Here is a 25,416-nt window from a genome sequence, read left to right as displayed (position 1 = left end):
GACGGTTGTCGCGAGTCTCCTTCGCCCCGCTTGCGGGGAGAAGGTGGCCGGCAGGCCGGATGAGGGGTGTTTGAGCGTCAATCCATCTGGATATTGGCGTCGCGGACGACCGGTGTCCATTTCTCAAGCTCGGCCTTGACATGCGCGGCGAGCTCCTCGGGCGTCGAGCCGACGATCTTCGCGCTGAACTCCTCCATGCGCTTCTGGACCGCCGGATCGGCAAGCGCCTTCTTTGCCGACTCGTTCAGTCGCGCGATCACCGGTTGGGGCGTGTTCGCCGGCGCAAAGAGCGCGTTCCAGGTATAGGTCTCGTAACCCGGAATACCGGATTCGGCGATCGTCGGAATATCGGGGAACGACGGCGCGCGTTCGGCGGTGGTGACAGCAAGCGCCCGCAGGGTCCCGGCCTTGATGTGTCCCGATGACGAGGGAAGATTGTCGAACATGATCGGAACCTGGTTGCCGATGACGTCATTCAGCGCCGGCCCGGAGCCCTTGTAGGGGATATGCTGCATCTCAACGCCGGCCATTTTCTTGAAGAGCTCGCCCGAGAGGTGAAGCGGCGTGCCGTTGCCGGATGAGGCGTAGCTGTACTGGTCCGGCGCCGCTTTGAGCAGGGCGAGCAATTCCTGGACATTCTTGGCCGGCAGTTCCGGATTGACGACCAGCACGTTCGGAACGATCACGAGGAGCGAGATGGGTGCGAAATCCTTCTCGGGGTCATAGGGCTTCGTCTTCAGGATCAGCGGGTTGAGCGCGTGGGTCGCAACCGTCGCCATCAGGATCGTATAGCCGTCCGGGTCGGCGCGCGCGACGTTGGCCGCGCCGAGATTGCCGCCGGCACCCGCCACGTTCTGGACGACCACCTGCTGGCCAAGATCCTCCGACATTTTCTGGGCGATGATTCTCGCGACCACGTCGGTCGAACCACCGGCAGCGAAGGGGACGACCAAGTTTATTGACCGGTCCGGAAACTCCTGCGCTTGCGCCGTCGTGCCAAGGCTCAGCGCAGAAAGCGCGGTCAGGCCGAAGGCGATAGCGGCGCGGCGGGTCAGTCTCGTGAATGCCATGCGGAAATCCTCCCAAACTCGTCGTGACGATGCCGGCCGCGAAAGGCCGGGTCCTTAAGAATAGGGTCCGGCTCCCGCTGTGCAATGGCGGAGGTTGGATCAGCCGCGGTTGGACGACGAAAGTCTAAGTCCGTGCTGCCACGAAGAGCGATTCCGCGCCGTGGTCGAACTGCAGCCGGGCGAGTTTCGCGTAAAGGCCACCATGGCGGATCAGCGAGGCATGGGTGCCTTCCTCGACGACGCGGCCATGATCCATGACGAGGATGCGGTCGGCCTTGAGCACGGTCGCCAGCCGATGGGCGATGACGATCGTCGTGCGCTGCCGCATCAGCCCATCGAGCGCCGTCTGCACCAATGTCTCGCTCTCGGCGTCGAGCGCGGAGGTTGCCTCGTCCAAGAGAAGGATCGGCGCGTTCCTGAGGATTGCCCGCGCGATCGCGATGCGCTGGCGCTGACCGCCGGAAAGTGTCACCCCGCGCTCGCCGACATGCGTGTCGTAGCCCCGGTCCAGCTTCGCGATGAATTCGTCAGCCTGCGCGGCGACGGCTGCTGCGCGGACGGCTTCCCGGCTCGCATCCGCTGCGCCGAAGGCAATGTTGTCGTGCACGGAGGCGGCGAAGATCGTTACGTCCTGCGGCACGATGGCCATGCGATCACGCAAGTTCTTGGGGTCGACCATGCGGGCGTCGATGCCGTCGATGGTAACCGTGCCTTTGACCGGATCATAGTAGCGCAGGAGCATCGAGAAGACCGTGCTCTTGCCCGCGCCCGAGGGGCCGACGATGGCGACGGTTTCCCCAGGTTTGACCGCGAAACTCAGGCCGTTCAGGCTCTTGTAATCCGGGCGCGCAGGATAGGCGAAGTGGACATCCGCAAATGCGATGGCGCCCTGGGCCGGCACGGGCATTGCGATCGGATGCTCGGGCGCCTGGATCTGGGGTACCTCGGTCAGCAGTTCGTTGAGGCGCTCGGCGGCACCCGCCGCCTGCGACAGCTCGCCCCACACTTCCGAGAGCGCACCGAGACTGCCGGCGGCGAAGACCGAATAGAGCAGGAACTGGCTCAGCGTGCCCGCCGACAGCGTGCCGGCAAGCACGTCGCGCGCGCCAAACCAGAGCACCGCGACGACGCTGCCGAACACCATGGTGATGGCGAATCCGGTGAGGATCGACCGCGCCCTGATCGCCGCGCGGGCGGCACCATAGGCGTCTTCCACCGCGCTGCCGAAATGTCGGTTGGCGCTTTCCTCGGCGTTGAAGGCCTGAACCGTACGGGCTGCTGCAATAGCCTCGCCGGCATAGGCGGAGGCTGTGGCAAGGGTGTCCTGCGCTTGCCGTGAGCGTCGGCGGACGGACCGGCCGAAACCGACGAGGGGGAAAACAATGACCGGGATCGCTGCAAGCACGAGGCTCGAAAGCTTCGGGCTGGTATAGATCATCATGCCGATCGCGCCGAGGCAGAGGATCAGATTGCGCAGCGCCACCGAGGCAGTGGCACCGACGGCAGACTTGATCTGTGTCGTGTCGGCGGTCAGGCGCGAAACGATCTCCCCGGACTGGTTGACGTCGAAGAAGGAGGCGGAAAGCCGCGTGACCTTCGCGAAGACATCGCGGCGGAGATCGGCGACGATACGCTCGCCGAGCGAGATGACGAAGTAGTAGCGTGTAGCACTGGCAAGGGCCAGGACGATGGCCAGCACCATCAGCATGGAGAAATAGGTATTGATGAAGCCGGAATCGGAATTGGTGAAGCCATTGTCGATCATCCGCCGGACCGCCAACGGCAGCGTCAGCGTGGTGACGGCAGCGACCGTCAGCGAGATCGCCGCTCCGATAACCAAGCGGCGATAGCGCGCGAGATATGGCAGCACTGCGGCCAGTGGGCGAATGGATCTGCGTGCTGGCGGTTGGTTTTCTCGTCTCGACACATGACCCCCGATCGCCTACAGCGCCGCGCGTTGGATTGGACACGCTAAGGTCGCTGTAGCACTTTGAAATGCTGCACGATTGTGTCCTTAAATCGATCCCGATTTAAGAAATCATGCAGTAGCGCGGGAGGGCTTCCTTGATAAGTCTTCCGCGCGGCACTTGTTATCCCGCAGACCTTCATGTATAGGCACGGCATCGAATTGGGGAGCCGTAGCCCAGTGGTGGTCTGCGGCTTCATTTACGTGTTCGGTCCCAAAGTCGCAATGCCTTGCGACAATTGGACCCTGGAACTCTAGGAAGATTGTTATGAAGGCAGACATCCATCCCGACTACCACATGATCAAGGTGGTCATGACCGACGGCACCGAATACGAAACCCGCTCGACCTGGGGTTCGGAAGGCGCCACCATGAACCTGGAAATCGATCCGAAGTCGCACCCGGCCTGGACCGGTGGCAGCCAGCAGCTCGTCGACCGCGGCGGCCGCGTCTCCAAGTTCAAGAAGCGCTTCGAAGGCCTCGGCCTCTGATCGCTCGCCTCTCCGGCGTGTTCGAAGCCCGGCTTTGCCGGGCTTTTTTGTTGCCTGCCCCAAGCCGGACCGCGGCCAACACGAAAAACCCGGCGTGTGGCCGGGTTCGAGGTTGTCTGGGAAGGTCGGTGTGCCGGCGTCAGTTGGTGCCGAAGGCAGTCTGCAGCAGCTTGAGCTGCGCCTTGACGCCGTTCTGGTTGTCGGGAACGAAGGTCGTCGCCTCCTGCGGCCGGTAAATCTCGCGGTCGAGTATGGCGACGCGGTTCTGCAGACGGAGCGACCGCTCGATCAGGTCGCGGAACATCTCGGGAAGGTCGTTCCAGCCCGGCGCATTGCGATCGACGTTAAAGCTGTCGAGGCGAACCTTGCTCTTTTCCGAAAGAACCTGATCGCGGCTCATTTCGCCGTTGTTGACGGCGCGCTGAAGGAGGAGCCAGGAAGCCATCTGCATCAGGCGCGTAGTAAGCCGCATCGACTCGGCGGCGTAGAGCACCGAGGCCATGCGCGGCAGCGCCTTGGAGGCCAGACGGCCCGGTCCGTCGAGATAGCTCGCGGTTTCCTCGACCAGGCCCATGCCTTCTGCATAGAGTGCCTTGAACTGCGCCGAGGACGCAGCGTGTCCCGCGAAACTGACGGTATTCAATCCTCTCTCGGACATGGCCTGTTTTCCCTGGTTCAAACGCATCACGGTCAGGTAACGGGCGACTCCGGGAAAAGCTCCCCTAGGTCCCCTCTATGGTTGAAGAATGATCCCTTACCGTATTCCGCGCAAGGGTATTCTTAAGAAAGGGTTAATCTCCACAATTCTTTGAAATGCCTGTTCACTACTGCATGATTCCTGGAATCGGGGTCGACTTGCTGACAAAATCATGCGGCAGCTCAAAGGGCATCTGCGTCCCTTGCGCGTCTAACGGGACGCGCGGCCCTGAAGACAAAAAAAGAGCCGCGAAAAGCGGCTCTCAAGGTAAAACAGGGAGAAAAATCAGACCCATTCGCCAGTCGGAGAAAATGTCTGAGTCCGGGGGAACCGGATGACTCGACAATCACCGAAAATGCTTAATTTGCCGTTAAGTTGCATTCACTTCGGGTCGCGTAGCAGGACGCGCGAATACAAAGAAGGCGCATTCAACTTGTGATCGATTCTTATGAGCTGAGACGCGGGATGCGGGCGGAAAACCGCGCACACTTTTCCTTCATCCCTCTACCGAAAGAGCTTGTCGGCCGCGGAGCGGCTTGCCGACTTGCGGGTCCGTTCGGCTTCCAATCGCGCAATCTCCTCCGTCAGGAGCGCGATGCGCGCCGTCAGCTCATCGACCGAGAGCAGCGACAGATCGCTGCCGATCTCGTGTGCTGTTTTCTTCTTTGGAAGGTCGTCGTCAAACAGGCTCATTCGATCTCTCCTCTTCCTCGGGGTTGTCTCTGACATCCTCGTCGCGCAGTTCATCCAGCGGCGCGGCACGCGGCGAAAGCTGGAGGCTTTCCGGCGTCGTCGGCGTACCGGCATTGACCGGCGAGAAGGCGTCGCGCTCGTCGACCGGAACCGGCGCACGCCGGCGGCTGCGAACCATCGCGTAGGCGGTGATCAGCATATGCGCGCAGGCGGTGATCATGAACAGGCCATAGGGGCCCGTCGCAGTCATCACCGGTCCACCGATCGTCGGGCCGATGATCGTGCCAATGCCGTAAAGCAGCAAGAGGCCGCCCGAAACCTTGACGAATTCTTCCGGCGTGGCGAAGTCGTTGGCGTGGGAGACCGCGATCGGATAGAGCGCATTGGCGGCAGCACCGTAGATGGCGATCAGCGTCAAGACGATCCAGACCTGGCTCGGTTCGACGAGGAAGATCAGAAGACCTGCAAGTGCGCCGATGCCGGCCAGCACGGCCAGCACGTAACGCCGGTCGACACGGTCGGAAATACGGCCTGCAGGCAACTGCATGATGGCTCCCGAAAAGATCGCCACGCTCATCATCGTCGCCACGGTGCTGTCGGAAAGACCAGCCTGGCGGCCGAAGACGGCGCCGAGCGTGCCGAAGGCGCCGTTGGCGATGCCGACCAGCAGGATGCCCAGAAAGGAGACCGGCGAATTGCGATAGAGGCCGCGCAGATCGAGCCGGACCTGTTTCAGCGGTTGCGGCGTGGCGGCCTTGGAGAGCAGCGTCGGCAACATCGCGACGCAATAGAGAATGCCGCAGATCATGAAAAAGAAGGTCGTCGTCGTCTCGCCGAACGGAATCATCATCTGGCCGCCGACGACGCCGAAAAGCGTGATCGCGATATAGAGCGAGAAGATTACGCCACGACTTTCATTGGTGGCGCGCTCGTTCAACCAGCTCTCGATGATCATCGACGTGCCGGCTGTCGAGAAACCGGTGACCGCGCGCAACGCAACCCACCAGATCGGGTCGACCAAGATGCCGGTAAGAAGGGCGATGATCGCGATCAAGGACGTGAAGACGCTGAAGGCACGCACATGGCCGATGCGCTTGACGACGTTAGGTGCGAAGAAGCAGCCGAGAACGAAGCCGGAGGCCCATGAAGTGCCAAGAAGGCCGAGAATGGTCGTCGGATATCCCTCCGCCGTGCCGCGGACCGGCAGGAGCAGACTCTGCAGACCATTTCCAAGAAAGAGAAACAGGGTACCAAGCAGGAGTGCGGTGACGGGAAGCAGGTTTTTTCTCATCATCAATCCGAAAATCGTTCTGCCGTCAGCAAGCTAGGGGCGAGTACCCGCAATTGCCAGCCGGATTTTGTGCCGCCTGTCATTGCAAATCGGCGGCGGAAACAATAGCCCTCTATGCGACGAAAAGTGACGGCGGTATGACGCCGAAGGGAGAGATGAGAAAAAGTGCACAGGCGTTTTCCGCCCAATTGTGCTTTGTCCTCGCGGTCCGTCACGGCGAACAGAGCATTGCGGGAATGAACGAATGTCGAAAATCCTGATGGCACTCCTGCTGCTCGCGATGGGCGTCCAAATCATCAAGCCACTTGGCATCCCGGGACTCCGGCAACGCCGCGATTTCTGGAAGATCGCCGTTTTCGCGATCGCGGTGATGATGATCACCGTGCTTGTGCGGCCGTAGATCTAACTCTTTGAACCACGCAATTCCGCGCGGAAAACGTTACGCGCCTTTGCTGGAATCGCTTTCACCGCGGCGACGTGTGTTCGCAAGGCAGAACCTGGGCTGGCCAAGACCGCGCTGAGCGGGTTCCATTTGAAACAGAACCGTCGCCGATGCTGCGCTATTCTGATCCGAGGGTGCTGAAGTATCCGCACGACATTCAGACTATAAGGGGCTAAGTTAGCTTGTTCGGACACAAGATGAAAATCGAGAGTCTCTTGGAACGTCGTCTGACCGCTATCCTTGCTGCCGATGTCGTGGGTTACAGCCGTCTCATGGGCACCGACGAAGCCGGCACGTTGGCAGCGATGAAAAGACATCGCCGTGAGTTCCTGGAGCCCAAGATCGCAAACCACAAGGGGCGTGTCGTCAAACTCGCGGGCGACAGCATGCTCGTCGAATTCTCGAGCGTGGTGAATGCCGTCGCCTGTGCGGCGGAAATTCAGCGCGGCATGCTCGCCAGGAATGAAGGCCTCCCAAGGACCAGGCGCATCGAGCTCAGGATCGGCGTTCACCTCGGCGACGTCATCGTCGAAGACGGCGACATTTTCGGTGACGGCGTAAACGTCGCGGCCAGGCTCGAGGGCTTGGCCGACCCCTCCGGCATCGCGGTTTCGGCGTCGGTCCGCGATCACGTCGGCTCGCGGCTCGACCTCGGCTTCGTGGATAAGGGCGAGCATGCGTTGAAGAACATCGCCCCGAGTGTGCGCGTCTACACCATCTCCTTCGGCGACATGGCGGCTCAGAAGCCGGCGGAACCCGCCACCATCACGGTGGAACCCGGTTATGAGCTTTCGGTTGCAGTTCTTCCCTTCACGAACATGAGCCACGATCCGGAGCAGGAATATTTCTCCGACGGCATCACCGAGGACATCATCACCGATCTGTCGAAGATTTCACGCCTGCACGTCGTCGCCCGCAACACCGTCTTCACCTACAAGGGCAAGCCGGTGAAGGTGAAGCAGATCGCCCAGGAACTCGGCGTCCGCTTCATTCTCGAAGGCAGCGTCCGCAAGGTGGGCGAGCGGGTGCGCATCACCGGCCAGCTCATCGATGCGCAGACCGGCGGGCATCTGTGGGCAGACCGCTACGATCGCGAACTCACGGACATTTTCATGATCCAGGACGAGATCACGCATGCGATCGTCGACCAGCTCAGGATCAAGCTGCTGCCGGAAGAGAAAAGGGCGATCGAGAGCGATCCGACCACCTCCGTCGAGGCCTACACCTACTATCTCCGCGGCCGGCAGTTCTCGCGTACCTGGACGCGGTCCTATCTGCTGCTTGCGCGCCGGATGTTCCTGAAGGCGGTCGAACTCGACCCGAACTATGCCCGTGCGTATGCCGGCATAGCCGAATGCGAATGTGCGATCAGGGACTGGCACGAAAAGGAGTTTCCGCTCGAGAGCATTCTCGAGATGAGCGCAAGGGCGCTGGCCCTTGATCCAAATCTCGCGGAAGCGCATGCCTCACGTGGGTTGGCACTAAACCACGAAGGGCAAACGGAGGAGGCGGGTCGCGAGTTCCGCCAGGCTCTGGCGCTTGATCCTTCACTTTATGAAGCGAACTTATATTATGGTCGTTTCCTGTTTGCGTTAGGTCGGTTTCAGGAAGCGGTCGAATTCTTCCTGCGCGCGGCCGAGATCAAGCCGGACGACTATTTTTCGCCGATTCATTTGATGGGTTGTTACTTCTCGCTCGGGATCGAAGCCGAGCGCCAGCGCTGGGCTCGGATCGGCATCGCGCGGGCCGAACGCGCGCTCGAGCGGCATCCGGAGAATGCCAGCCCGGCCCATCGCGGCGCGCTGGCACTTGCGCACATGGGCGAACCCGAGCGCGCGAAGGAATGGGTGGCTCGCGCGCTTGCGATCGATCCGGACGACGTGGTCGCGCAATATAATGCCGCCTGCGTTTATTCGCTTCTCGGTGAGGGCGAGCGCGCGCTGGAACTCCTTGAAACCGTCGTGCCGCAGAGTTCCTGCTATCACCTCCATTGGTTCAAGCAGGACTCCGATCTGGACGCCATTCGCGATCACCCCCGCTTCCGCGCGCTCCTCGATGCGCTCGAGGACGACCAATCAGCAGGGTGCTGATGTCGGATCTCGCCGGCGTTGCGCGATCAAATCTCGATCGTACCGCGCATCACCGTCACACAGTCGCCCGAGATGCCGACTTTGCTGATCGAACCCTCTCTCTTGCTGACGCCGACCATGATCAGACTGCGGCGCCCCATCTCCACGCCCTGTTCGACCACGATTTCCACTTCGGCGTCGGCCTCCGGAACAAGCGATACGAGATAGGCGCCGAGTGCGGCAGATGCGCTGCCGGTTGCCGGATCCTCGATGACATTGTCGAGCGGCGCGAACATGCGGGCTCTTATTTGCCACGGATGTTGCTGCGTTCGGGCGTAGAGGAATAGGCTGAAGCTGTCTTCGGCGAGCGGATAGCGGCCATTCGCCTCGTCAAAGGCGCTGACGTTCGGACGCGCTGTCGCGAGCGTTTCCACATCCCGGACTTCGGCGACGGCGAAGGGGAGGCCGACAGAGATCCGCACCGGCGCGTGGCAGCGGTCGCTCATGCTTGCCGGGGGGAGTGAGGCGCAGGCGGCGATGGTCGCTGCGTCAATTGCGGGGCCGACGACAAGCTGCTGCGGCGCGACGATGCGCGCGCCGGTAACAACGCTATCTTGGCGCAAGAGAGCAATCTCTACCAGTCCCGCCTTTTCCTCGAAACGCAGGTGGTCGCTCGGCACCCTGCCGAAGACTTCCGATTGTCGACCGAGCACAAAGGCGGTGCCGACATTCGGATGCCCGGCGAAGGGTACTTCGGTCGTCGGCGTGAAAATGCGCACGCGGGCTGTGTTTGCGGGATCGTCCGGCGGAAGCACGAAGGTGACTTCGGAATAGCCGAACTCGGTGGCGATAGCCTGCATCTGAGCCTCGCTTAAGCCCCGCGCGTCCGGGATCACGGCAAGCTGATTGCCGGCAAAGCGTTCGGAGGTGAAAACATCGACGGTGACGAAGGAAACTTTGGTCATCGAAGGCTCCTGATCGATCGGACTACGGATTTAGAGCCTTGTCTCATCGTCTTAAACAGCGAACTTGTCTCCCTGACAATCGCCTGCAAGGCGCGCCTAGGGCCCTGCTCGACGCAAAAGCCCGGCGACATCGCTGCCGCCGGGCCTTCTCCTCTCTTCACTCTAACGCGCTTTTGGTTGCCCATCGGGTTTATCCGAAAACCGCTCCCGGTTTTCGGTCCGATGAAGCCGCTCAAGCGGCCTTTTCGAGGTCCTTTTTCCAGCTGCCCTTGGCGGCGAGGCTGCACATCTTCGCCCGATGCGTGAAGGCGCGCTGGCCGGCGGCGACGTTTTCCGCCTTGCCGTTCCAGGCGTTGAGAGCCTCCTGCTGCAACGCGCGGCCGTAGGAGAAGGTGAGCTTCCAAGGCAGGTCATGTGCCGTGTTGATGGCGGAGAGATGCGCGGTGGCTTCTTCCGTCGACTGGCCGCCGGAAAGGAAGGCGATGCCGGGAACAGCAGAGGGCACGGTGCGTTTCAGCACCTTGACCGTACGCTCGGCAACTTCACTGACAGACGCCTTGCGGGCTTTCTTACCGTCTATCACCATGCTCGGCTTCAGGATCATGCCTTCGAGCTTGACGCGGGCATCGCCGAGTTCCTCGAAGACGGTGCGCAGCACCCACTCGGTGACCTCTTCCGAGCGCTCGATCGAATGATCGCCGGGTGCGCCGTCCATCAGCACTTCCGGCTCGACGATCGGCACGATCTTCGCCTCCTGGCAGAGGGCCGCGTAGCGGGCCAGTGCATGGGCGTTAGCCTTGACCGCACCCCAGGTCGGAAGGGCGTCGGAGATGGCGATCACGCCGCGCCACTTGGCGAAGCGGGCGCCGGCGTCATAGTACTTCGCAAGGCGCGCCGCGAGGCCATCGAGGCCTTCGGTGATCGTCTCCTTGGCGAAATAGGGCATCGGCTTTGCGCCGGTGTCGACCTTGATGCCGGGAATCGACCCGGCCTGCCGAATGACCTCGACGAGCGGCGTACCGTCGGCCGCCTTCTGGAACAGCGTTTCCTCGTAGAGGATGACGCCGGAAATGTAGTTGCGCATCGCTTCGTCGGACCGCAGCAGCATCTCGCGATAATCGCGGCGCGATGTCTCTGTTGATTCCAGTCCGATGCTGTCGAAGCGCTTCTTGATTGTTGCGGTCGACTCGTCGGCAGCGAGCAGGCCCCGGCCGTTGGCGACCATGGCAACCGCAATATCTTCCAGTCTTTCGCTCATGTTTTTTCTCCTTAGACAGCGCCGATCACCAACGGAGCGGGCGACGAATGAAAACAAGTTCGGTCTGAGGCGCAGATGCGTCCGCCGCGTTCCGAATAATGGCGCGATAACAGAAGAAATTGTCCGGGAAAATGGTGTGAAAATCGACTAAAACGATTTAAATTATTTTAATCGTTTGAAATATCATAATTATTTTTGTGTCTCCCGACCCGGGCCCACATGTTTGCCCGGGTCGGGAAGCCTGCATCACTTCTGCTGGTGCAGAATGTCGACACCCGGCAGCGGCTTGCCTTCCATCCATTCGAGGAAGGCGCCGCCGGCCGTCGAAACATAGGTGAAATCGTCCGCAACTTCGGCGTGGTTGAGGGCTGCGACCGTGTCACCGCCGCCGGCGACGGAGACGAGCGAGCCGGCCCGCGTGCGGGCCGCCGCATGCTTGGCGGCAGCGATGGTCGCCTTGTCGAAGGGCGCGATTTCAAACGCGCCGAGCGGACCGTTCCACACCAGCGTCGTTGCACGAGAGATCCAGTCGTTGATCGCGGCAACAGATTTCGGGCCGACATCGAGTACCATGGCGTCACCCGGGATTGCCTTGATGTCGACGACTTCGTTGTCGGCACCGGCCTTGAACTCGCGGGCGACGACGCCGTCTTCGGGCAGCACGATGGCGCAGCCGGCAGCAGACGCGGCGGCAACGATCGACTTTGCCGTGTCCGCAAGGTCATGCTCGCAGAGCGACTTGCCGACGTCGATCCCCTGCGCGGCAAGGAAGGTATTGGCCATGCCGCCGCCAATGACGAGGGCGTCGACTTTCTCCACCAGGTTCTGCAGGAGGTCGATCTTGGTCGAAACCTTGGCGCCGCCGACGATGGCGACGACCGGGCGCTTCGGATTGCCGAGGCCTTTTTCGAGCGCTTCCAGCTCGGCCTGCATGGTGCGGCCTGCATAGGCCGGAAGGCGATGGGCCAGGCCCTCGGTCGAGGCGTGGGCGCGATGGGCGGCGGAGAAGGCGTCATTGACGTAGATGTCGCCATTGGCAGCCAGTGCCGTGACAAAAGCCGGATCGTTCTTTTCCTCGCCCTTGTGGAAGCGGGTGTTTTCAAGCAGGAGCACATCGCCGTCGTTCATCTCGGAAATGGCATTGGCAGCCTTGTCGCCGGTGCAATCGGCGGCGAAGTGAACCCGCTGGTCGAGAATTTCCTCGACGGCGGGTGCGATTGCTTTCAGCGACATGTCGGCGACCGGCTCACCTTTCGGACGGCCGAAATGGGCAAGCAGGATGACCTTGGCGCCCTTTTCGGAAAGCTCGCGGATCGTCGGGACAACGCGCTCGATGCGGGTCGTGTCGGTCACCTGGCCATCCTTGACCGGCACGTTGAGATCGACGCGCACGAGCACGCGCTTGCCGCCAATGTCGGTCAGGTCGTCGAGGGTCTTGAAAGTCATCAGATGTCTCCGGTCAAAGTCTACGGAAAAGAGTGGGATAGTCGGTGACAAGCCCGTCCTCGTCGACGGGAAGATCGGCTACGAAGCTCCGGTCCTCGGCCTCGTAGCGATAGAGCTTGCCGTCTTCGAGGCAGGTATAGTGTTGGCCGTCGGTCACCGGTTGGAGGGTATCGAAGGGCACGTAAAGCATTTTGAGCTTTGCCGTGCCGGCCTTGCGGCTGAGCTTCAGCCTGCGGATCGGAAGCGTGTTGGTGAAGGGAGTACCGGCGAGGTCGATATCGATGCAGCCGTCGAATTCAGGAAGGGCGACGCCGTTGAGGTCGCGCCAATGTCCCTGCCGGTCCGAGAGCAGGTGCAACGTCCTGCCTTCGGTCGTTTCGATCAGGAACGACATCACTTGCCAGTGTGCGTCGCAGTCGATCCGGTAACGCAGGCCATAAGGGCGGCCGCCGCGCTCGCCGATGACGACACTTTCGGCGCGGATGGCCGCGCCGGCCGTTGCTTTAAGAGCCCTGAGGCTCAGATATTCGAGCCCTTCCCCTTCGAGCGGGCGCCATCGCACCGTCGTTGAGGAAAGGGCCCGAAACATCGGTCTTAGAGGAGCTTGCCGAGGGCGACCGCCGTATCCGCCATACGGTTCGAGAAGCCCCACTCATTGTCGTACCAGGACAGGATCGACACGAACTTGCCTTCCATCACCTTGGTCTGGTCCATGTGGAAGACCGAAGAATGCGGATCATGGTTGAAGTCGACCGAGACGTTCGGCTGAAGCGTATAGCCGAGAACGCCCTTGAGCGGACCGTCGGCGGCAGCCTTGATGGCGGCGTTGACCTCTTCCTTGGTCGTCTCGCGCTTGGCGACGAACTTGAGGTCGACGACCGAGACGTTCGGGGTCGGCACGCGCACGGAGATACCGTCGAGCTTGCCCTTGAGCTCCGGCAGGACGAGGCCGACTGCCTTGGCAGCGCCCGTCGAGGTCGGAATCATCGACAAGGCCGCGGCGCGGGCACGGTAGAGATCCTTGTGCATCTGGTCGAGCGACGGCTGGTCGTTGGTGTAGGAGTGGATCGTGGTCATCATGCCGTGATCGATGCCGATGGCATCGTGCAGCACCTTGGCAACCGGCACCAGGCAGTTGGTCGTGCAGGATGCGTTGGAGATGACGAGGTGGTCCTTCGTCAGCTTGTCGTGGTTGACGCCGTAGACGACGGTCAGGTCAGCGCCGTCGGCCGGGGCCGAGACGATGACGCGCTTGGCGCCGGCTTCGAGGTGGGCAGCCGCCTTGTCGCGCGCGGTGAAGATGCCGGTGCACTCCATTGCGATATCGACGCCGAGTTCCTTGTGCGGCAGTTCCGCCGGGTTGCGGATGGCGGTTACCTTGATCGGCTTGCCGTTGTTGATGACGATGGTGTCGCCGTCGACCTTCACGTCAGCCGGGAAGCGGCCATGGATGGAATCGAAACGCAGCAGGTGGGCGTTCGTCTCGACCGGGCCGAGGTCGTTGATGGCGACGACTTCGATGTCGGTGCGGCCGGATTCGACGATCGCGCGGAGCACGTTGCGGCCGATGCGGCCAAAACCGTTGATGGCGACTTTCACTGTCATGTCGGGTCCTTCCCTGTCAGAATGGCGTTTTACGAATAGAGGGCGCCTTGGGAAGCGCCCTCCGGCTTGATCAGGACAGTTTGGCTTCCGCGGCCGCTACAACCGCTTCCGGCGTGATGCCGAAGTGCTTGTAGAGATCCTTGTAGGGACCGGAAGCGCCGAAGCTCGACATGCCGATGAACGTGCCATCAGTGCCGATGAAATGATCCCAGCCCTGGCGGATGCCGGCTTCAACCGCGATCTTGACCGGCGAATGGCCGATGATCGCCTGCTGGTAAGCCTCGCTCTGTTCGGCAAAGAGCTCGAAGCAGGGAACCGACACGACGCGCGTCGAAACACCCTTGGCGGTGAGCGTCTGGCAGGCCTTGACGGCGATCTCGACTTCCGAGCCGGTGGCGAAGATCGTCACCTTCGCGTCGCTTGCGGAAATCAGGTCATAGGCCCCGTGAGCGCAGAGGTTTTCTTCCTCATATTCGGTGCGCACGGCCATCAGGTTCTGGCGCGTCAGCGCAATGCCGGACGGGCGGTTGTGGCTTTCGAGCGCAAGCTGCCAGCATTCGGCCGTTTCCGTCGCGTCGGCGGGACGGAACATCAACAGGTTCGGAATGGCACGCAGCGCAGCCATGTGCTCCACCGGCTGATGGGTCGGGCCGTCTTCGCCGAGACCGATGGAATCGTGCGTCAGCACGTGGATGACGCGGATGCCCATCAGTGCCGCGAGGCGGATCGACGGACGGCAATAATCCGAGAAGATCAGGAAGCCGCCGGAATAGGGGATCAGGCCGCCGTGCAGCGCCATGCCGTTCATCGCCGCCGCCATGCCGTGCTCGCGCACGCCATAGTGGATGTAGCGGCCTGAGAAGTTGTCCGGCGTGATCGAATGGGTCTGGCTGGTCTTGGTGTTGTTCGAGCCGGTGAGGTCGGCCGAACCGCCGATCGTCTCGGCGAGAATGCCGTTGATGACTTCGAGCGCGTCCTCGGAGGCCTTGCGGGTCGCGGGCGACGGCTTGGTTTCAGCGAGTTTCTGCTTGTAGGCGCTGATTGCGGAGGCAAGGCTGCCTTCGAGCTCGCCGGCGAAGCGCCTGACGAACTGTGCCTTCTTCTCGGTCTCGGTCTTTTCGAGGCGCTCTTCCCAGTCTTTGCGCGCCTTCGTCGAGCGAAGGCCGGCGAGGCGCCAGGCATCGAGCACGTCCGAGGGAACGGTGAAGGCCTCGGCCTCCCAGCCAAGCGCCTTGCGCGTGGCGGCGATTTCCTCGGCGCCGAGCGGCGAACCGTGGACCTTGTGCGTGCCGGCCTTGTTCGGGGCACCGAAGCCGATGACGGTCTTGCAAGCGATCATCGTCGGCTTGTCGGACTTCTGTGCCTGTTCGATCGCGGCGGCAATAGCATCCGGATCGTGGCCGTCGACCGCGATGGTGTTCCAGTTGCAGGCGCGGAAGCGCGCGTGCTGGTCGGTCGAATCCGCGATCGAGATCGGGCCGTCGATCGAGATGTTGTTGTCGTCCCAGAAGACGATCAGCTTGTTGAGCTTGAGGTGACCGGCCAGCGCGATCGCTTCCTGGCTGATGCCTTCCATCAGGCAGCCGTCGCCGGCGAGCACGTAGGTGTAGTGCTCCATCAGGTCGCTGCCGAACTCGTCACGCAGCTTGCGCTCGGCGATCGCCATGCCAACCGAATTGGCGAGGCCCTGGCCGAGCGGACCGGTGGTGGTCTCGATGCCGGCCGCATGGCCGTATTCCGGGTGGCCGGCCGTGCGCGAGCCAAGCTGGCGGAAGTTCTTGATCTCGTCGATGGTGATGTCCTCGTAGCCCGTAAGATAGAGCAGCGAGTAGAGCAACATCGAGCCGTGGCCGGCCGAAAGCACGAAGCGGTCACGGTTGGGCCAGGCGGGATTCTTGGGGTCGAAGCTCAGGTACCGCGTGAAGAGGACGGTTGCGATATCGGCAGCGCCCATCGGGAGACCTGGATGACCGGAATTTGCCTTCTCGACGGCGTCCATGGAAAGGAAGCGGATCGCATTTGCCATCCGATCGTGTTTTTCGCGAGAGATCATGACTGTTCCGTTTGGGTTCGGTGGTCAGGGACGGTCTCTATCCTCCAAGACCGTATGAGAAGCGGCAGACACATAGCAGGTGCTCCACGCGAGTCAATAAATACGGGCCTTCCGCGGCCAAATGGCGACGTGCTTTTCGATATCGTTCTTGTGCGGCAGCATACAGTATGAGTGCGATTGCTCGGGAGCAATGATCCACAGCTTCCGACGGCGTTTTGCCGCACGGGGCATTGTTGAGGCTTATGTAATGGGTTTAAAAAGAATCGAGGCGAAGTAGCGGACTGCGTCCGGCGATTCGGCTCTTCCGGAGCGCCGCGTTCGCGGAACGCGCTCAGACTCTATAGCGCCGCGCGTCCAATCGGACGCGCCAAAGGTCGCTATAGCACTTTGAAGTGCTGCATGATTTTGTCCTTAAATCGATTTCGATTTAAGGAATCATGCAGTGGCAGGTTGATTTAGAGCGGGGCGGAAATCCGCTTCACACATTTCCTCATCCCGCTCTAGCGAGGTATCGGAGCATGCCGGCAAAGACGGTCAAAGCGGCGATCGAGGAGCTACGGAACGCGGTCCACTCGCTCGAGGGCGCGATCGACGGTCGTTTCGACAAGGAACGGGATTTGAGCGAGTTCGAAGGCGAGGTGCGGCGGGTCAATACCGATCGGTCGCGGCTCGCACAGGAGCTCGACCAGTCCCAGTTCCGGGCCAACCGGCTGGAAGAGGTCAACCGCGAAGTTTCCCGTCGTCTGGTCACGGCGATGGAAACCATTCGAGCGGTGTTGGATCGTTGAGGTTTACGCGATGGCTCAGGTAACGGTGACGATCGACGGCAAGGCTTACCGCATGGCCTGCGAGGAAGGTCAGGAAGACCACCTGAGCGACCTCGCGGCGAGATTCGATCAATATGTGAGCCATCTCAAGGGGCAGTTTGGAGAAATCGGCGATCTGCGGTTGACCGTGATGGCCGGCATCATGGTCATGGACGAGTTAAGCGAGGTCAATCGCCGGCTCAAGAGCCTGGAGACTGAACTGGGCAGCCTGAAGAGCGGCAACGACGTTGCGTTGTCGGAGCAGGCGAGGAGCGAGGAGGCACTGGCCTCGGCACTCAGCGAAGTCACGGCCCAGATCCACAACATCGCGGCCAGGCTCAACGGTCGCGCCGCCGCTCCAGCCAACGGATAGACTTCTAGAAAAACGCCTCTGGCGAAAACGACAAAGAGCCTCTATATCTGAGGCCGCGATCTGCGCTTCCCGACAGGAACCACAATCCCCGGGGCCATACACGATCTCAAGGGAGCTGTCCCTGGCCGGACTCGTGGGTTCGGACACACGGCGCCCACCTACTTAGTAGGCACCCGGGATCGTAAACTATCCACCGGTCGTCGTGGATCGCACCTTTCCTTTTCGTGGCGGATTACTGAGCGCAGCGTGTCTGATCGGACGCGCAAAGGTCGCTGTAGCGCTTTGAATTGCTGCATGTCTCCTTAATCGAGGTCGATTTGAGGAGATGTGTACTAAGTGCCCGAGAAGGCGCTGCGGATGGCGTCAGCCATGGCATCGATCGTCGGCGATCGGCTTTCCAGCCGGGTGCGCAGCACGACATTCGACATGTCGACGATGCCAAAACCGTCTTCCTCGGTCAGCTCGCGACAGCCGGGCGGAATGGCGCTGCGCGACAGCGGCGCGATCGCCAAGCCGGAAACCACGGCCGCGATCAGACCGCCGCTCGTTCGGCTGACATAGGCTACGCGACTGCGTTTTCCGCGCCTCTTCAGACTCTGCATCGCCAGTTCATCGCACCACCCGCCCGTGGCGTATGTGTATGTGGCTATCGGCAGAGGCTGCCGCTCATGTGTGCCGTGTTGATCCGAAGTCACCCAGACGGTGGGATCCACCATGAGGACCTCGTGCTTCGTGCGCCCGCCGGGCTCGAAAACGACAGCAATGTCGATCTCACCTGCCTCAAGCGCCGTCCGGTTGGACATCGAGGTGCCCTGCTGCACCGTGACCTCCACGCCCGGATGTATGGCGGCAAACGCGCCCAAAGCCCTCGGAAGGGTGGAGTTGATATATTCCTCGGGAACCCCGATCCTGACCGAACCGTCGAGCGCGGGCTGGCGCATGGCCGCCGCAGTATCGTCGAGGAGCGCGACGATGCGCCGCGCGTTGTCGACAAGGCGCTGGCCTTGCGTCGTCAGCACGACGCCGCGCGAATGTCGGTCGAAAAGCGTGTCGCCAAGCGCGTCTTCAAGCTTCTTGATCTGCATGCTTACGGCCGACTGGGTGCGCCCGACGCTGTCGGCCGCCTTGGTCAGATTGCCGGCATCGGCAACTGCAAGGAAGGTTCTCAGGAGGTCGCTGTCGAGTGGAAGAGACATTTTAGGGCCATCAGAAAATCTGATGGTAGCTATGTTTGCAATTCGTTTGTCGGATGTCAACGGAGGGTGGAGGATTCAACACTGTCGAGCGCCTTCCGGAGACCTGCTCATGAGTGTGTCCTTCCTCGCCGGTTCGGCCGGCTCCTCCTTCGCCATGCAAGTGCAAGGCCTTTTGGCGCGCTGGCGCGCGTGGCAGGCCTCGTACGCTGCGCCGTGCTGCGAGGCACCGTGGCACAATCCCCGATTGCTGAGGGACGCTGGACTGCCGAGCGAGCCGCGATGGCCCACGGATCTTGACGCCACGCGCCTCGAGTCGCTCTATCGCTCCCACTGGATGTTATGAAGCAGTTCGAGCCTTGCGGCGCGAAAGATGGCTTCCGCGAGATTGCTTGCCTGAAGCTTCCGCATCGCCTCATCGAGCGCGCCGTTGATGCGTTCCATCGGAATGTCCGTCTCACGCACCATGTCCTGCCTAGTCCTGCCGCAGGCGGCGAGCGAGAGGCAACGCAGTTCGAGGGGGTCGAGTGGATTCATCTGTCTGCCCGTCCGCTCTCGCCCGCCCGCTCAATCTTGCCCGTAAGACCGCGGCGTCGCATTTTCTGCGGGATTTGGCCTCAGCTAATTAATTGAAAACCCGAACTTACTTGCACGCGCAAGCTGACGCGCGAAAGCGGAACCGTGCGCTGTGATGAATGGAGCGCTAATGCTGTGCCGAAGTGGGAAAGGTGCGCAGGATTGTCGCGCGGTGTTGCAAAAGCGGCGGCGGCGTGGTTCCAGCTACGGTGCGCATTGCGCTATGAAGGGCAAAAACCGCAGGAAGAGGTCGTCGGATGTCTCCGAAGGATTTGAAGGCAGCGCTGCGAAAGGAACGCCTGGCTCTGCGTGATGAAATGCCGTTGGAGGTGAGGATCGAGGCAAGCCTTTCCATGGCCGACCACGCCGGCGATATCATCGCGCTCGATCCCGGCCATGTCGTTTCCGGTTTCTGGCCAATCCGCTCGGAAGCGGACATCCGTCCGCTGATGGTGCGGCTCAAGGATCGCGGCGCGCGGCTATGCCTGCCGGTAATCTTGGACAAGAAGACGATCGTCTTCCGCGAACTCGCCGACGGTATCGCGGTGGTCGAAACCGGTTTCGGTACGACCGGCCCCGGGCCGGAAGCGCCCGAACTCGATCCCGACATCATGCTCGTGCCGTTGTCGGCCTTCGATTCGGTCGGGCACCGGATCGGCTACGGCGCCGGTTATTATGACCGGGCAATCGAGCGATTGCGCCGCAAAGGTCACCTGCCGCGACTGATCGGGATTGCTTTCGACTGCCAGGAAGTGGCATCAGTGCCGGCTGAACCGCACGACGTCGCGCTGGACGCGGTGCTGACGGAGAGCGGTTTTCGGCATTTCAGACAGGATTGAACGGGTATGCGACTTCTTTTTCTGGGAGATATGGTTGGCAAGACGGGCCGCACGGCGGTCTGGGAGCGCCTGCCCGGATTGGTCGGCGACCTGAAGCTCGACTTCGTCATCGTCAACGGCGAGAACGCCGCAGGCGGCTTCGGCATCACCGAAGACATCTTCCTGGAAACGATCAATGCCGGGGCTGACGTGGTGACGACGGGCAACCATGTCTGGGACCAGAAGGAAGCGGTGGTCTTCTGCGAGAGGCATGACCAATTCCTGCGCCCTGCGAACTATCCGGCCGGGACGCCGGGGCGTGGCTCCAATCTCTTCTTTGCCCGCAACGGCGCCCGCGTGCTGGTCGCCAACGTCATGGGTCGGGTTTTCATGCATCCCGAGCTCGATGATCCTTTCAAGGCAGCCGAGGCGATCCTCGACGCCTGTCCGCTCGGCGAGCAGGCTGACGCCATCGTCTTCGACTTCCATGCCGAGGCCACAAGCGAGAAGCAGTGCTTCGGACACTTCGTTGATGGCCGCGCCAGCTTCGTGGTCGGAACCCACACCCATGTTCCGACCGCCGACCACCAGATCCTCAACGGCGGCACCGCCTATATCAGCGACGCCGGCATGTGCGGCGACTACGACTCGTCGCTCGGCATGGACAAGGAAGAGCCGCTAAATCGGTTCATCTCCAAGATGCCGAAGGGCCGCTTCGAGGCGGCTTCCGGCCCCTCGACCATCTGCGGCGTCGGCGTCGAGATTTCCGATCGCACCGGGCTTGCAGAGAAGATCGCGCCGCTGCGGCTCGGTCCGAGGCTCAGCGAAACGATCCCCGAGTTCTGGGCGTAAACCGGGCGCCGCCGGCGCGAGCTTGCATTTTTCCGCCCGATTCTTGCGCTTGCCGCCGGCTGTCTGCGGCGGTCGTATCGTCTTCCCGGAATTGCGTTTTTTCAAGTGACAGCCCTGCCAAATGGTGGCAGGTTAGCGTCAAAATCAGAGCCGCACGAGATGCGGCCGCTGTTTGCAAGTTTTCCATTTAATGCCACCCGTATGCTCCGGCCTCGGGTTTCGATGTCGCCAGCCCGAACGAGATCCACGCCGGGCGATTTCGGCTTTCAAGTGGTTTCGGAGGACGTGCATGTTGCGAAAGTGGCCGTTGCCCGCGATCTTCAGCGTTTTGTTCTTTCTACTCCCCGCATCGTTTGCGGCGGCCCAGAACGCACCTCCGGCGCCGACCGTGACCGTCGCCAAGCCGGTCGTGCGCGACGTGATCGACGCTGACGAATTCATCGGTCGCTTCGAAGCCGTCGACGAGGTCGCGGTCCGCTCCCGTGTCGGCGGCTATCTCGATCAGGTCTTCTTCACTGACGGCGCGATGGTGAAGAAGGGCGACAAGCTCTTCGTCATCGACCAACGGCCGTTCCGCACCGCTCTCTCCCAGGCCGAAGCGTCGCTTGCAGCGGCGCGATCGACACTTGAATTCGCGGAGAACACGTTCAAGCGGACGGAGTCGCTCACCGGAAGCGGCACGCTTTCCGTGTCCAAGCTCGACGACGACCGCCGTGCGCTGCTCGCGGCGCAGGCGAATGTCCGGGGTGCGGAAGCGGCCGTCGAGCGGGCCAAGCTCGATCTCGAGTATACGACGATCACCGCGCCGCTGAGCGGCCGCGTCGATCGACGCCTGATCTCGCCGGGCAACCTCGTCCAGGCGGATCAGACGGTGTTGACGACCATCGTTTCGCTCGACCCGATCGACTTCTACTTCGATGTCGACGAGCGTCGCGTGCTTTCCTACGCCCGCACCGCACGGGAGCGAGGCAGCGCCCTACAGGAGGGCGGCGGGGCGCTCAGCGTTCTGGTGACGATCGCCGACGCCACCGAACGACCGTTCGAAGGCAAGCTCGACTTCTCGGAAAACAGGGTGGACAACCAGACAGGCACGATGCGGCTGCGGGCTCGGTTTGAGAACCCGAAATTCGTCCTCCAGCCCGGTCTCTTCGGGCGCGTGGAGGTTGAAGGCTCGAATACTTATCGAGCGATCCTCGTTCCCGATGAGGCGATCGCGGCCGACCAGAACGAACGCGTCGTCTACGAGGTTGCTCAGGATGGCAGCGTCATGACCAAGCCCGTACGCCTTGGGCCGCGCCTGCACGGCTATCGGGTCATTCGCAGCGGCATGACGGGCGAGGAGACGATTATCGTCAACGGTCTCATGCGCGTCAGGCCCGGTGTGAAGGTGAAGCCCGAGCTCGTCGTGCTGCCGCAGGAAGCGGCGCAGTCGGCGGAGAGCGCCCAATGAGGTTCGCCCATTTCTTCGTCGACAGGCCGATCTTCGCCTCGGTGCTTTCGATCGTGCTGCTGATCGTCGGCGGCATCGCCTATTTCCAGCTTCCGGTGGCGCAATATCCGGAAATCGCACCGCCCACCATCGTCGTACGCGCTTCCTATCCGGGGGCGGATGCCGAGACCGTCGCCAACACCGTCGCCACGCCGCTCGAGCAGGAAATCAACGGCGTCGAGAACATGCTCTACATGTCCTCGTATTCGACGGCCGACGGGTCGATGGCGCTGACGATCACCTTCAAGCTCGGCACGAATCTCGACCAGGCGCAGGTGCTGGTGCAGAACCGCGTTTCGGTAGCCGAGCCCCGTTTGCCCGAGGAGGTCCGGCGCATCGGCGTCACGACGACCAAGAGTTCGCCGGACCTGATGATGGTCGTGCATCTGCTGTCGCCGAACGACCGCTACGACCAGCTTTACGTCTCCAACTATGCCCGCACGCGCATCCGCGATCTTCTCGTTCGGCTGGACGGCGTCGGTGATGTTACCCTCTTCGGCGAGCGCGAATATGCGCTCCGCGTGTGGCTCGATCCGCAGAAACTCTCCGCCTACGGCATGACCTCCGGCGACGTCGTCGAGGCGCTGCGCGAGCAGAACGTCCAGGTTTCGGGTGGTTCAATCGGCGGCCCGCCCATGTCGGCCGACAGCGCCTTCCAATACACGGTTACGACCGACGGGCGTTTCAGCGATCCACGGCAGTTTCGCTACGTGATCGTCAAGGCCACGGAAGACGGCAGGCTCGTGCAGTTGCAGGATGTCGCCCGCGTCGAGCTTGGCGCCCGCGAATACGTCACCAACAGTTACCTGAACGGCAAGCCGGCGGTCGCGCTCGGCATCTTCTCTCGTCCTGGCACCAATGCGCTTGCTGCAGCGGAAGCGATCCAGGCAACGATGACGGAGCTTTCGAAGGATTTCCCTGACGGGCTGGAGTACCGGATTATCTACAATCCGACGGAGTTCATCGCGGAATCGATCAATGAGGTCTACAAGACGATCGGCGAGGCCGCGATCCTCGTGGCTCTCGTGGTGATCGTTTTCCTGCAATCCTGGCGCACGGCGATCATCCCGATCGTGGCCATCCCCGTCTCGTTGATCGGCACCTTCGGTCTGCTTTTCGCCTTCGGATTCTCGCTGAACATGCTGACGCTCTTCGGGCTGGTGCTTGCGATCGGCATCGTCGTCGATGACGCGATCGTGGTCGTCGAGAACGTCGAGCGCAATCTCGCTCTAGGCATGACGCCGAGGGAGGCGGCACATGTGACGATGGATGAGGTGGGCGCGGCAGTCGTCGCGATTTCGCTCGTCTTGACCGCAGTGTTCGTGCCGACCGCCTTCATTCCGGGCATAGCCGGGCAGTTCTATCTGCAGTTCGCCGTGACAATCGCGGTGGCGACGGTGATCTCGGCGATCAATTCGCTGACGCTGTCGCCGGCGCTCGCCGCCGTTTTGCTGCGTCCGCACGAGAACCATGAGCACGAGAGCCGCAATCCGATCACGCGGCTCGGCCGAGCCTTCGCCAACGGCTTCAACCGTGGCTTCGATCGCATGGCGGACGGCTACGGCTGGGTGGTGCGCCACCTCGTCAAGACACGGATGGCGCTCGTGGCCGCGCTCGTTGTCTTCGTCGCCCTTCTCGGCGCCACCGGATATATGGCGCAGGTGGTGCCGCGCGGCTTCATACCGACGATGGACCAGGGTTATGCGATCGTCGTCATCCAGCTTCCGGACGGCGCATCGCTCGAACGGACCGACGCGGTCGTGCGGCGGGCATCGGAGATGATCAGGGAGGTGCCGGGCGTCAGGGACGCCGTCGCCTTTGCCGGTTTCAGCGGCGCGACCTTCACCAATGCCTCCAACGCTGGCGTCATCTTCACGCCGTTCGACAGTTTCGAGGAGCGGCTCAAGAACAGGCAGAGCGCCACCCAGATCATCGGCCAAATCTTCGGCACGATGCAGAGCATCCAGGAGGCCTTCATCATCGCCATTCCGCCGCCGTCGGTGCGGGGCATCGGCAATGCCGGCGGCTTCAAGATGCAGATCATGGACCGTCAGAGCGCCGACATGCGGCGCGCCCTCGGGCTTGCCCGCCAGATGATGGGCATGGCCAGCCAGACAGAAGGGCTGACAGGGGTCTTCACCACCTTCTCGGCGTCGAGCCCGCAATTCTTCCTGGCGATCGACCGCGACAAGGCGCGGGCGTTGAACGTGCCGATCCCGAATATCTTCGAGACGCTCTCGATCAATCTCGGAACGTCCTATGTCAACGATTTCAACGCATTCGGCCGTGTCTACCAGGTTCGCGCCCAGGCCGACGAGAAATATCGGGTGGAGCGGGAGGATATCCTTGCCCTGAAAGTGCGTTCCGCATCGGGGGCGCTGGTGCCGCTCGGGACGCTCGTCGAGATCCGCGATACCAGCGGCCCGTCGCTTGTCCAGCGCTACAACATGTATGTCTCCGTGCCGCTCCAGGGTAATCCGGCGCCGGGCGTCGCGACCGGCACTGCGCTTGACAAGATGGAGGCGCTCGCCGCCCAGGTCCTGCCGCAGGGCACGACCTTCGAGTGGACCGAGCTTGCCTTCCAGGAGCGTCAGACCGGCAACACGGCCGTCTTCATCTTTACGCTTTCGGTAATCTTCGTGTTCCTCGCGCTCGCCGCGCAATATGAGAGCTGGGTGCTGCCGCTGGCGATCATCCTGATCGTGCCGCTTTCCGTTCTCGCCGCGCTTCTCGGCGTTGCCATCCGGGGTTTCGACAACAACGTACTCACGCAGATCGGTCTTGTCGTGCTGATCGGCCTTGCCGCGAAGAATGCGATCCTGATCGTCGAATTCGCCAGACAGGGGGAAGAGGAGGGCAAGACGCCGGTCGAGGCGGCGATCGATGCAAGCCGGCTGAGGCTTCGGCCGATCCTGATGACCGCCTTCGCCTTCATCCTCGGCGTCGTGCCGCTGGTGATCGCGACGGGTCCCGGGGCCGAAATGCGGCAGTCGCTCGGCACGGCGGTCTTTTCCGGCATGTTGGGTGTCACCTTTCTCGGCCTTTTCCTGACGCCCGTCTTCTATGTGACGCTGCGCTCGCTGGGCCGGAAACGCGTGAAGGCCGTCGAGGAACCACCGGGCGCACCGGCGGAGTGAGTGCGTCTCACCGATCCTGCGCGGCCTTTCAAACTGTTATGGCGTCGGTTGCGCCCCTGAAAGACGCACAGCGCTGTAGAACGCATTCAGTCCCCGTGTTCGAGAAATGCAGACAATGACGCGATTG

At 62.0% G+C, this 25,416-nt stretch carries 22 protein-coding genes and 1 other RNA gene; 10 read left to right on the top strand and 13 right to left on the bottom strand.

Annotated features, from left to right (window positions below):
• Positions 1-77: 77 nt before the first annotated feature.
• Entirely contained in the window at positions 78-1,070 is a 993-nt protein-coding gene (locus FKV68_RS17355) for a Bug family tripartite tricarboxylate transporter substrate binding protein (protein WP_180939037.1), read from the bottom strand.
• A gap of 124 nt (positions 1,071-1,194) precedes the next feature.
• Positions 1,195-2,997, bottom strand: a complete 1,803-nt coding sequence (locus FKV68_RS17350) for an ABC transporter transmembrane domain-containing protein (protein WP_180939036.1) — start codon at positions 2,995-2,997, stop codon at positions 1,195-1,197.
• Between the two features lie 307 nt (positions 2,998-3,304).
• Here FKV68_RS17350 and rpmE point away from each other — a divergent pair, with 307 nt between their 5' ends.
• Positions 3,305-3,526: a 50S ribosomal protein L31 gene (rpmE, locus tag FKV68_RS17345; protein WP_180939035.1), complete on the top strand. Its 222-nt coding sequence runs from the start codon at positions 3,305-3,307 to the stop codon at positions 3,524-3,526.
• Between the two features lie 139 nt (positions 3,527-3,665).
• Here rpmE and rcdA read toward each other — a convergent pair whose 3' ends face one another.
• The 3 genes from rcdA to FKV68_RS17330 all read right to left on the bottom strand — a co-directional run bounded on the left by rcdA (position 3,666) and on the right by FKV68_RS17330 (position 6,207).
• Positions 3,666-4,184: a protease adaptor protein RcdA gene (rcdA, locus tag FKV68_RS17340; protein ID WP_180939034.1), complete on the bottom strand. Its 519-nt coding sequence runs from the start codon at positions 4,182-4,184 to the stop codon at positions 3,666-3,668.
• Positions 4,185-4,727: 543 nt separating this feature from the next.
• Positions 4,728-4,916, bottom strand: coding sequence for a DUF1192 domain-containing protein (locus FKV68_RS17335; RefSeq protein ID WP_180939033.1), 189 nt, complete (start codon positions 4,914-4,916; stop codon positions 4,728-4,730).
• The gene (locus FKV68_RS17330) at positions 4,903-6,207 is read right to left on the bottom strand and encodes an MFS transporter (RefSeq protein ID WP_180939032.1); all 1,305 of its coding nucleotides are present in this window, start codon (positions 6,205-6,207) and stop codon (positions 4,903-4,905) included. Before FKV68_RS17330 ends, FKV68_RS17335 begins: the two co-directional genes overlap by 14 nt.
• 244 nt (positions 6,208-6,451) lie before the next feature.
• Between FKV68_RS17330 and FKV68_RS17325 the strand changes: the two genes are divergently transcribed.
• Entirely contained in the window at positions 6,452-6,607 is a 156-nt protein-coding gene (locus tag FKV68_RS17325; protein ID WP_180939031.1) for a hypothetical protein, read from the top strand.
• A 239-nt stretch (positions 6,608-6,846) separates the two neighbouring features.
• Positions 6,847-8,739, top strand: coding sequence for an adenylate/guanylate cyclase domain-containing protein (locus FKV68_RS17320; RefSeq protein WP_180939030.1), 1,893 nt, complete (start codon positions 6,847-6,849; stop codon positions 8,737-8,739).
• A 26-nt stretch (positions 8,740-8,765) separates the two neighbouring features.
• Here the strand turns inward: FKV68_RS17320 and FKV68_RS17315 are convergent, their stop codons facing one another.
• The 6 genes from FKV68_RS17315 to tkt form a co-directional block, all read right to left on the bottom strand.
• Positions 8,766-9,683: a PhzF family phenazine biosynthesis protein gene (locus tag FKV68_RS17315; protein ID WP_180939029.1), complete on the bottom strand. Its 918-nt coding sequence runs from the start codon at positions 9,681-9,683 to the stop codon at positions 8,766-8,768.
• A gap of 232 nt (positions 9,684-9,915) precedes the next feature.
• Complete coding sequence (locus tag FKV68_RS17310) at positions 9,916-10,941, bottom strand: class I fructose-bisphosphate aldolase (RefSeq protein WP_180939028.1); 1,026 nt, start codon at positions 10,939-10,941, stop codon at positions 9,916-9,918.
• Positions 10,942-11,187: 246 nt separating this feature from the next.
• Positions 11,188-12,387 (bottom strand): phosphoglycerate kinase, encoded by a 1,200-nt coding sequence (locus FKV68_RS17305; RefSeq protein ID WP_180939027.1) that lies wholly within the window; start codon positions 12,385-12,387, stop codon positions 11,188-11,190.
• A gap of 13 nt (positions 12,388-12,400) precedes the next feature.
• Positions 12,401-12,976, bottom strand: a complete 576-nt coding sequence (locus FKV68_RS17300) for a putative glycolipid-binding domain-containing protein (protein ID WP_180939026.1) — start codon at positions 12,974-12,976, stop codon at positions 12,401-12,403.
• Positions 12,977-12,981: 5 nt separating this feature from the next.
• Positions 12,982-13,992, bottom strand: coding sequence for a type I glyceraldehyde-3-phosphate dehydrogenase (gene gap, locus FKV68_RS17295; protein ID WP_180939025.1), 1,011 nt, complete (start codon positions 13,990-13,992; stop codon positions 12,982-12,984).
• Positions 13,993-14,062: 70 nt separating this feature from the next.
• Positions 14,063-16,045 (bottom strand): transketolase, encoded by a 1,983-nt coding sequence (gene tkt, locus FKV68_RS17290; protein WP_180939024.1) that lies wholly within the window; start codon positions 16,043-16,045, stop codon positions 14,063-14,065.
• Between the two features lie 518 nt (positions 16,046-16,563).
• Between tkt and FKV68_RS17285 the strand changes: the two genes are divergently transcribed.
• The 3 genes from FKV68_RS17285 to ssrS all read left to right on the top strand — a co-directional run bounded on the left by FKV68_RS17285 (position 16,564) and on the right by ssrS (position 17,437).
• Positions 16,564-16,833, top strand: coding sequence for a DUF4164 domain-containing protein (locus tag FKV68_RS17285; RefSeq protein ID WP_180939023.1), 270 nt, complete (start codon positions 16,564-16,566; stop codon positions 16,831-16,833).
• Positions 16,834-16,843: 10 nt separating this feature from the next.
• Positions 16,844-17,224, top strand: a complete 381-nt coding sequence (locus FKV68_RS17280) for a cell division protein ZapA (RefSeq protein WP_180939022.1) — start codon at positions 16,844-16,846, stop codon at positions 17,222-17,224.
• A gap of 54 nt (positions 17,225-17,278) precedes the next feature.
• Positions 17,279-17,437, top strand: a non-coding RNA gene (ssrS, locus tag FKV68_RS17275) — 6S RNA.
• Between the two features lie 119 nt (positions 17,438-17,556).
• Here ssrS and FKV68_RS17270 read toward each other — a convergent pair.
• The gene (locus FKV68_RS17270) at positions 17,557-18,453 is read right to left on the bottom strand and encodes a LysR family transcriptional regulator (protein WP_180941546.1); all 897 of its coding nucleotides are present in this window, start codon (positions 18,451-18,453) and stop codon (positions 17,557-17,559) included.
• Positions 18,454-18,738: 285 nt separating this feature from the next.
• Positions 18,739-18,954, bottom strand: coding sequence for a helix-turn-helix domain-containing protein (locus tag FKV68_RS17265; protein ID WP_180939021.1), 216 nt, complete (start codon positions 18,952-18,954; stop codon positions 18,739-18,741).
• A gap of 296 nt (positions 18,955-19,250) precedes the next feature.
• On the opposite strand from FKV68_RS17265, the gene FKV68_RS17260 reads away from it, so the two are divergent.
• The 4 genes from FKV68_RS17260 to FKV68_RS17245 all read left to right on the top strand — a co-directional run bounded on the left by FKV68_RS17260 (position 19,251) and on the right by FKV68_RS17245 (position 25,289).
• Entirely contained in the window at positions 19,251-19,832 is a 582-nt protein-coding gene (locus tag FKV68_RS17260; protein ID WP_180939020.1) for a 5-formyltetrahydrofolate cyclo-ligase, read from the top strand.
• Between the two features lie 6 nt (positions 19,833-19,838).
• Complete coding sequence (locus FKV68_RS17255; protein ID WP_180939019.1) at positions 19,839-20,663, top strand: TIGR00282 family metallophosphoesterase; 825 nt, start codon at positions 19,839-19,841, stop codon at positions 20,661-20,663.
• Positions 20,664-20,952: 289 nt separating this feature from the next.
• Positions 20,953-22,113: an efflux RND transporter periplasmic adaptor subunit gene (locus tag FKV68_RS17250; protein WP_180939018.1), complete on the top strand. Its 1,161-nt coding sequence runs from the start codon at positions 20,953-20,955 to the stop codon at positions 22,111-22,113.
• Positions 22,110-25,289: an efflux RND transporter permease subunit gene (locus FKV68_RS17245; protein WP_180939017.1), complete on the top strand. Its 3,180-nt coding sequence runs from the start codon at positions 22,110-22,112 to the stop codon at positions 25,287-25,289. The genes FKV68_RS17250 and FKV68_RS17245 overlap by 4 nt, the downstream gene beginning before the upstream one ends.
• Positions 25,290-25,416: the final 127 nt, after the last annotated feature.

The sequence above is a fragment of the Sinorhizobium mexicanum genome (assembly GCF_013488225.1).
GTDB lineage: Bacteria > Pseudomonadota > Alphaproteobacteria > Rhizobiales > Rhizobiaceae > Sinorhizobium > Sinorhizobium mexicanum.
The sequence above is the reverse complement of the archived record's forward strand: the minus strand, read 5'-3'. Positions and strand labels throughout refer to the sequence as shown.

What these genes read in the sequence shown, in the direction of transcription:
- FKV68_RS17355 (WP_180939037.1), bottom strand. Translation starts at nt 1,070, where the DNA reads ATGGCATTCACGAGACTGACCCGCCGCGCCGCTATCGCCTTCGGCCTG.
- rpmE (WP_180939035.1), top strand. Translation starts at nt 3,305, where the DNA reads ATGAAGGCAGACATCCATCCCGACTACCACATGATCAAGGTGGTCATG.
- rcdA (WP_180939034.1), bottom strand. Translation starts at nt 4,184, where the DNA reads ATGTCCGAGAGAGGATTGAATACCGTCAGTTTCGCGGGACACGCTGCG.
- FKV68_RS17335 (WP_180939033.1), bottom strand. Translation starts at nt 4,916, where the DNA reads ATGAGCCTGTTTGACGACGACCTTCCAAAGAAGAAAACAGCACACGAG.
- FKV68_RS17330 (WP_180939032.1), bottom strand. Translation starts at nt 6,207, where the DNA reads ATGAGAAAAAACCTGCTTCCCGTCACCGCACTCCTGCTTGGTACCCTG.
- FKV68_RS17325 (WP_180939031.1), top strand. Translation starts at nt 6,452, where the DNA reads ATGTCGAAAATCCTGATGGCACTCCTGCTGCTCGCGATGGGCGTCCAA.
- FKV68_RS17320 (WP_180939030.1), top strand. Translation starts at nt 6,847, where the DNA reads ATGAAAATCGAGAGTCTCTTGGAACGTCGTCTGACCGCTATCCTTGCT.
- FKV68_RS17315 (WP_180939029.1), bottom strand. Translation starts at nt 9,683, where the DNA reads ATGACCAAAGTTTCCTTCGTCACCGTCGATGTTTTCACCTCCGAACGC.
- FKV68_RS17310 (WP_180939028.1), bottom strand. Translation starts at nt 10,941, where the DNA reads ATGAGCGAAAGACTGGAAGATATTGCGGTTGCCATGGTCGCCAACGGC.
- FKV68_RS17305 (WP_180939027.1), bottom strand. Translation starts at nt 12,387, where the DNA reads ATGACTTTCAAGACCCTCGACGACCTGACCGACATTGGCGGCAAGCGC.
- FKV68_RS17300 (WP_180939026.1), bottom strand. Translation starts at nt 12,976, where the DNA reads ATGTTTCGGGCCCTTTCCTCAACGACGGTGCGATGGCGCCCGCTCGAA.
- gap (WP_180939025.1), bottom strand. Translation starts at nt 13,992, where the DNA reads ATGACAGTGAAAGTCGCCATCAACGGTTTTGGCCGCATCGGCCGCAAC.
- tkt (WP_180939024.1), bottom strand. Translation starts at nt 16,045, where the DNA reads ATGATCTCTCGCGAAAAACACGATCGGATGGCAAATGCGATCCGCTTC.
- FKV68_RS17285 (WP_180939023.1), top strand. Translation starts at nt 16,564, where the DNA reads ATGCCGGCAAAGACGGTCAAAGCGGCGATCGAGGAGCTACGGAACGCG.
- FKV68_RS17280 (WP_180939022.1), top strand. Translation starts at nt 16,844, where the DNA reads ATGGCTCAGGTAACGGTGACGATCGACGGCAAGGCTTACCGCATGGCC.
- FKV68_RS17265 (WP_180939021.1), bottom strand. Translation starts at nt 18,954, where the DNA reads ATGAATCCACTCGACCCCCTCGAACTGCGTTGCCTCTCGCTCGCCGCC.
- FKV68_RS17260 (WP_180939020.1), top strand. Translation starts at nt 19,251, where the DNA reads ATGTCTCCGAAGGATTTGAAGGCAGCGCTGCGAAAGGAACGCCTGGCT.
- FKV68_RS17255 (WP_180939019.1), top strand. Translation starts at nt 19,839, where the DNA reads ATGCGACTTCTTTTTCTGGGAGATATGGTTGGCAAGACGGGCCGCACG.
- FKV68_RS17250 (WP_180939018.1), top strand. Translation starts at nt 20,953, where the DNA reads ATGTTGCGAAAGTGGCCGTTGCCCGCGATCTTCAGCGTTTTGTTCTTT.
- FKV68_RS17245 (WP_180939017.1), top strand. Translation starts at nt 22,110, where the DNA reads ATGAGGTTCGCCCATTTCTTCGTCGACAGGCCGATCTTCGCCTCGGTG.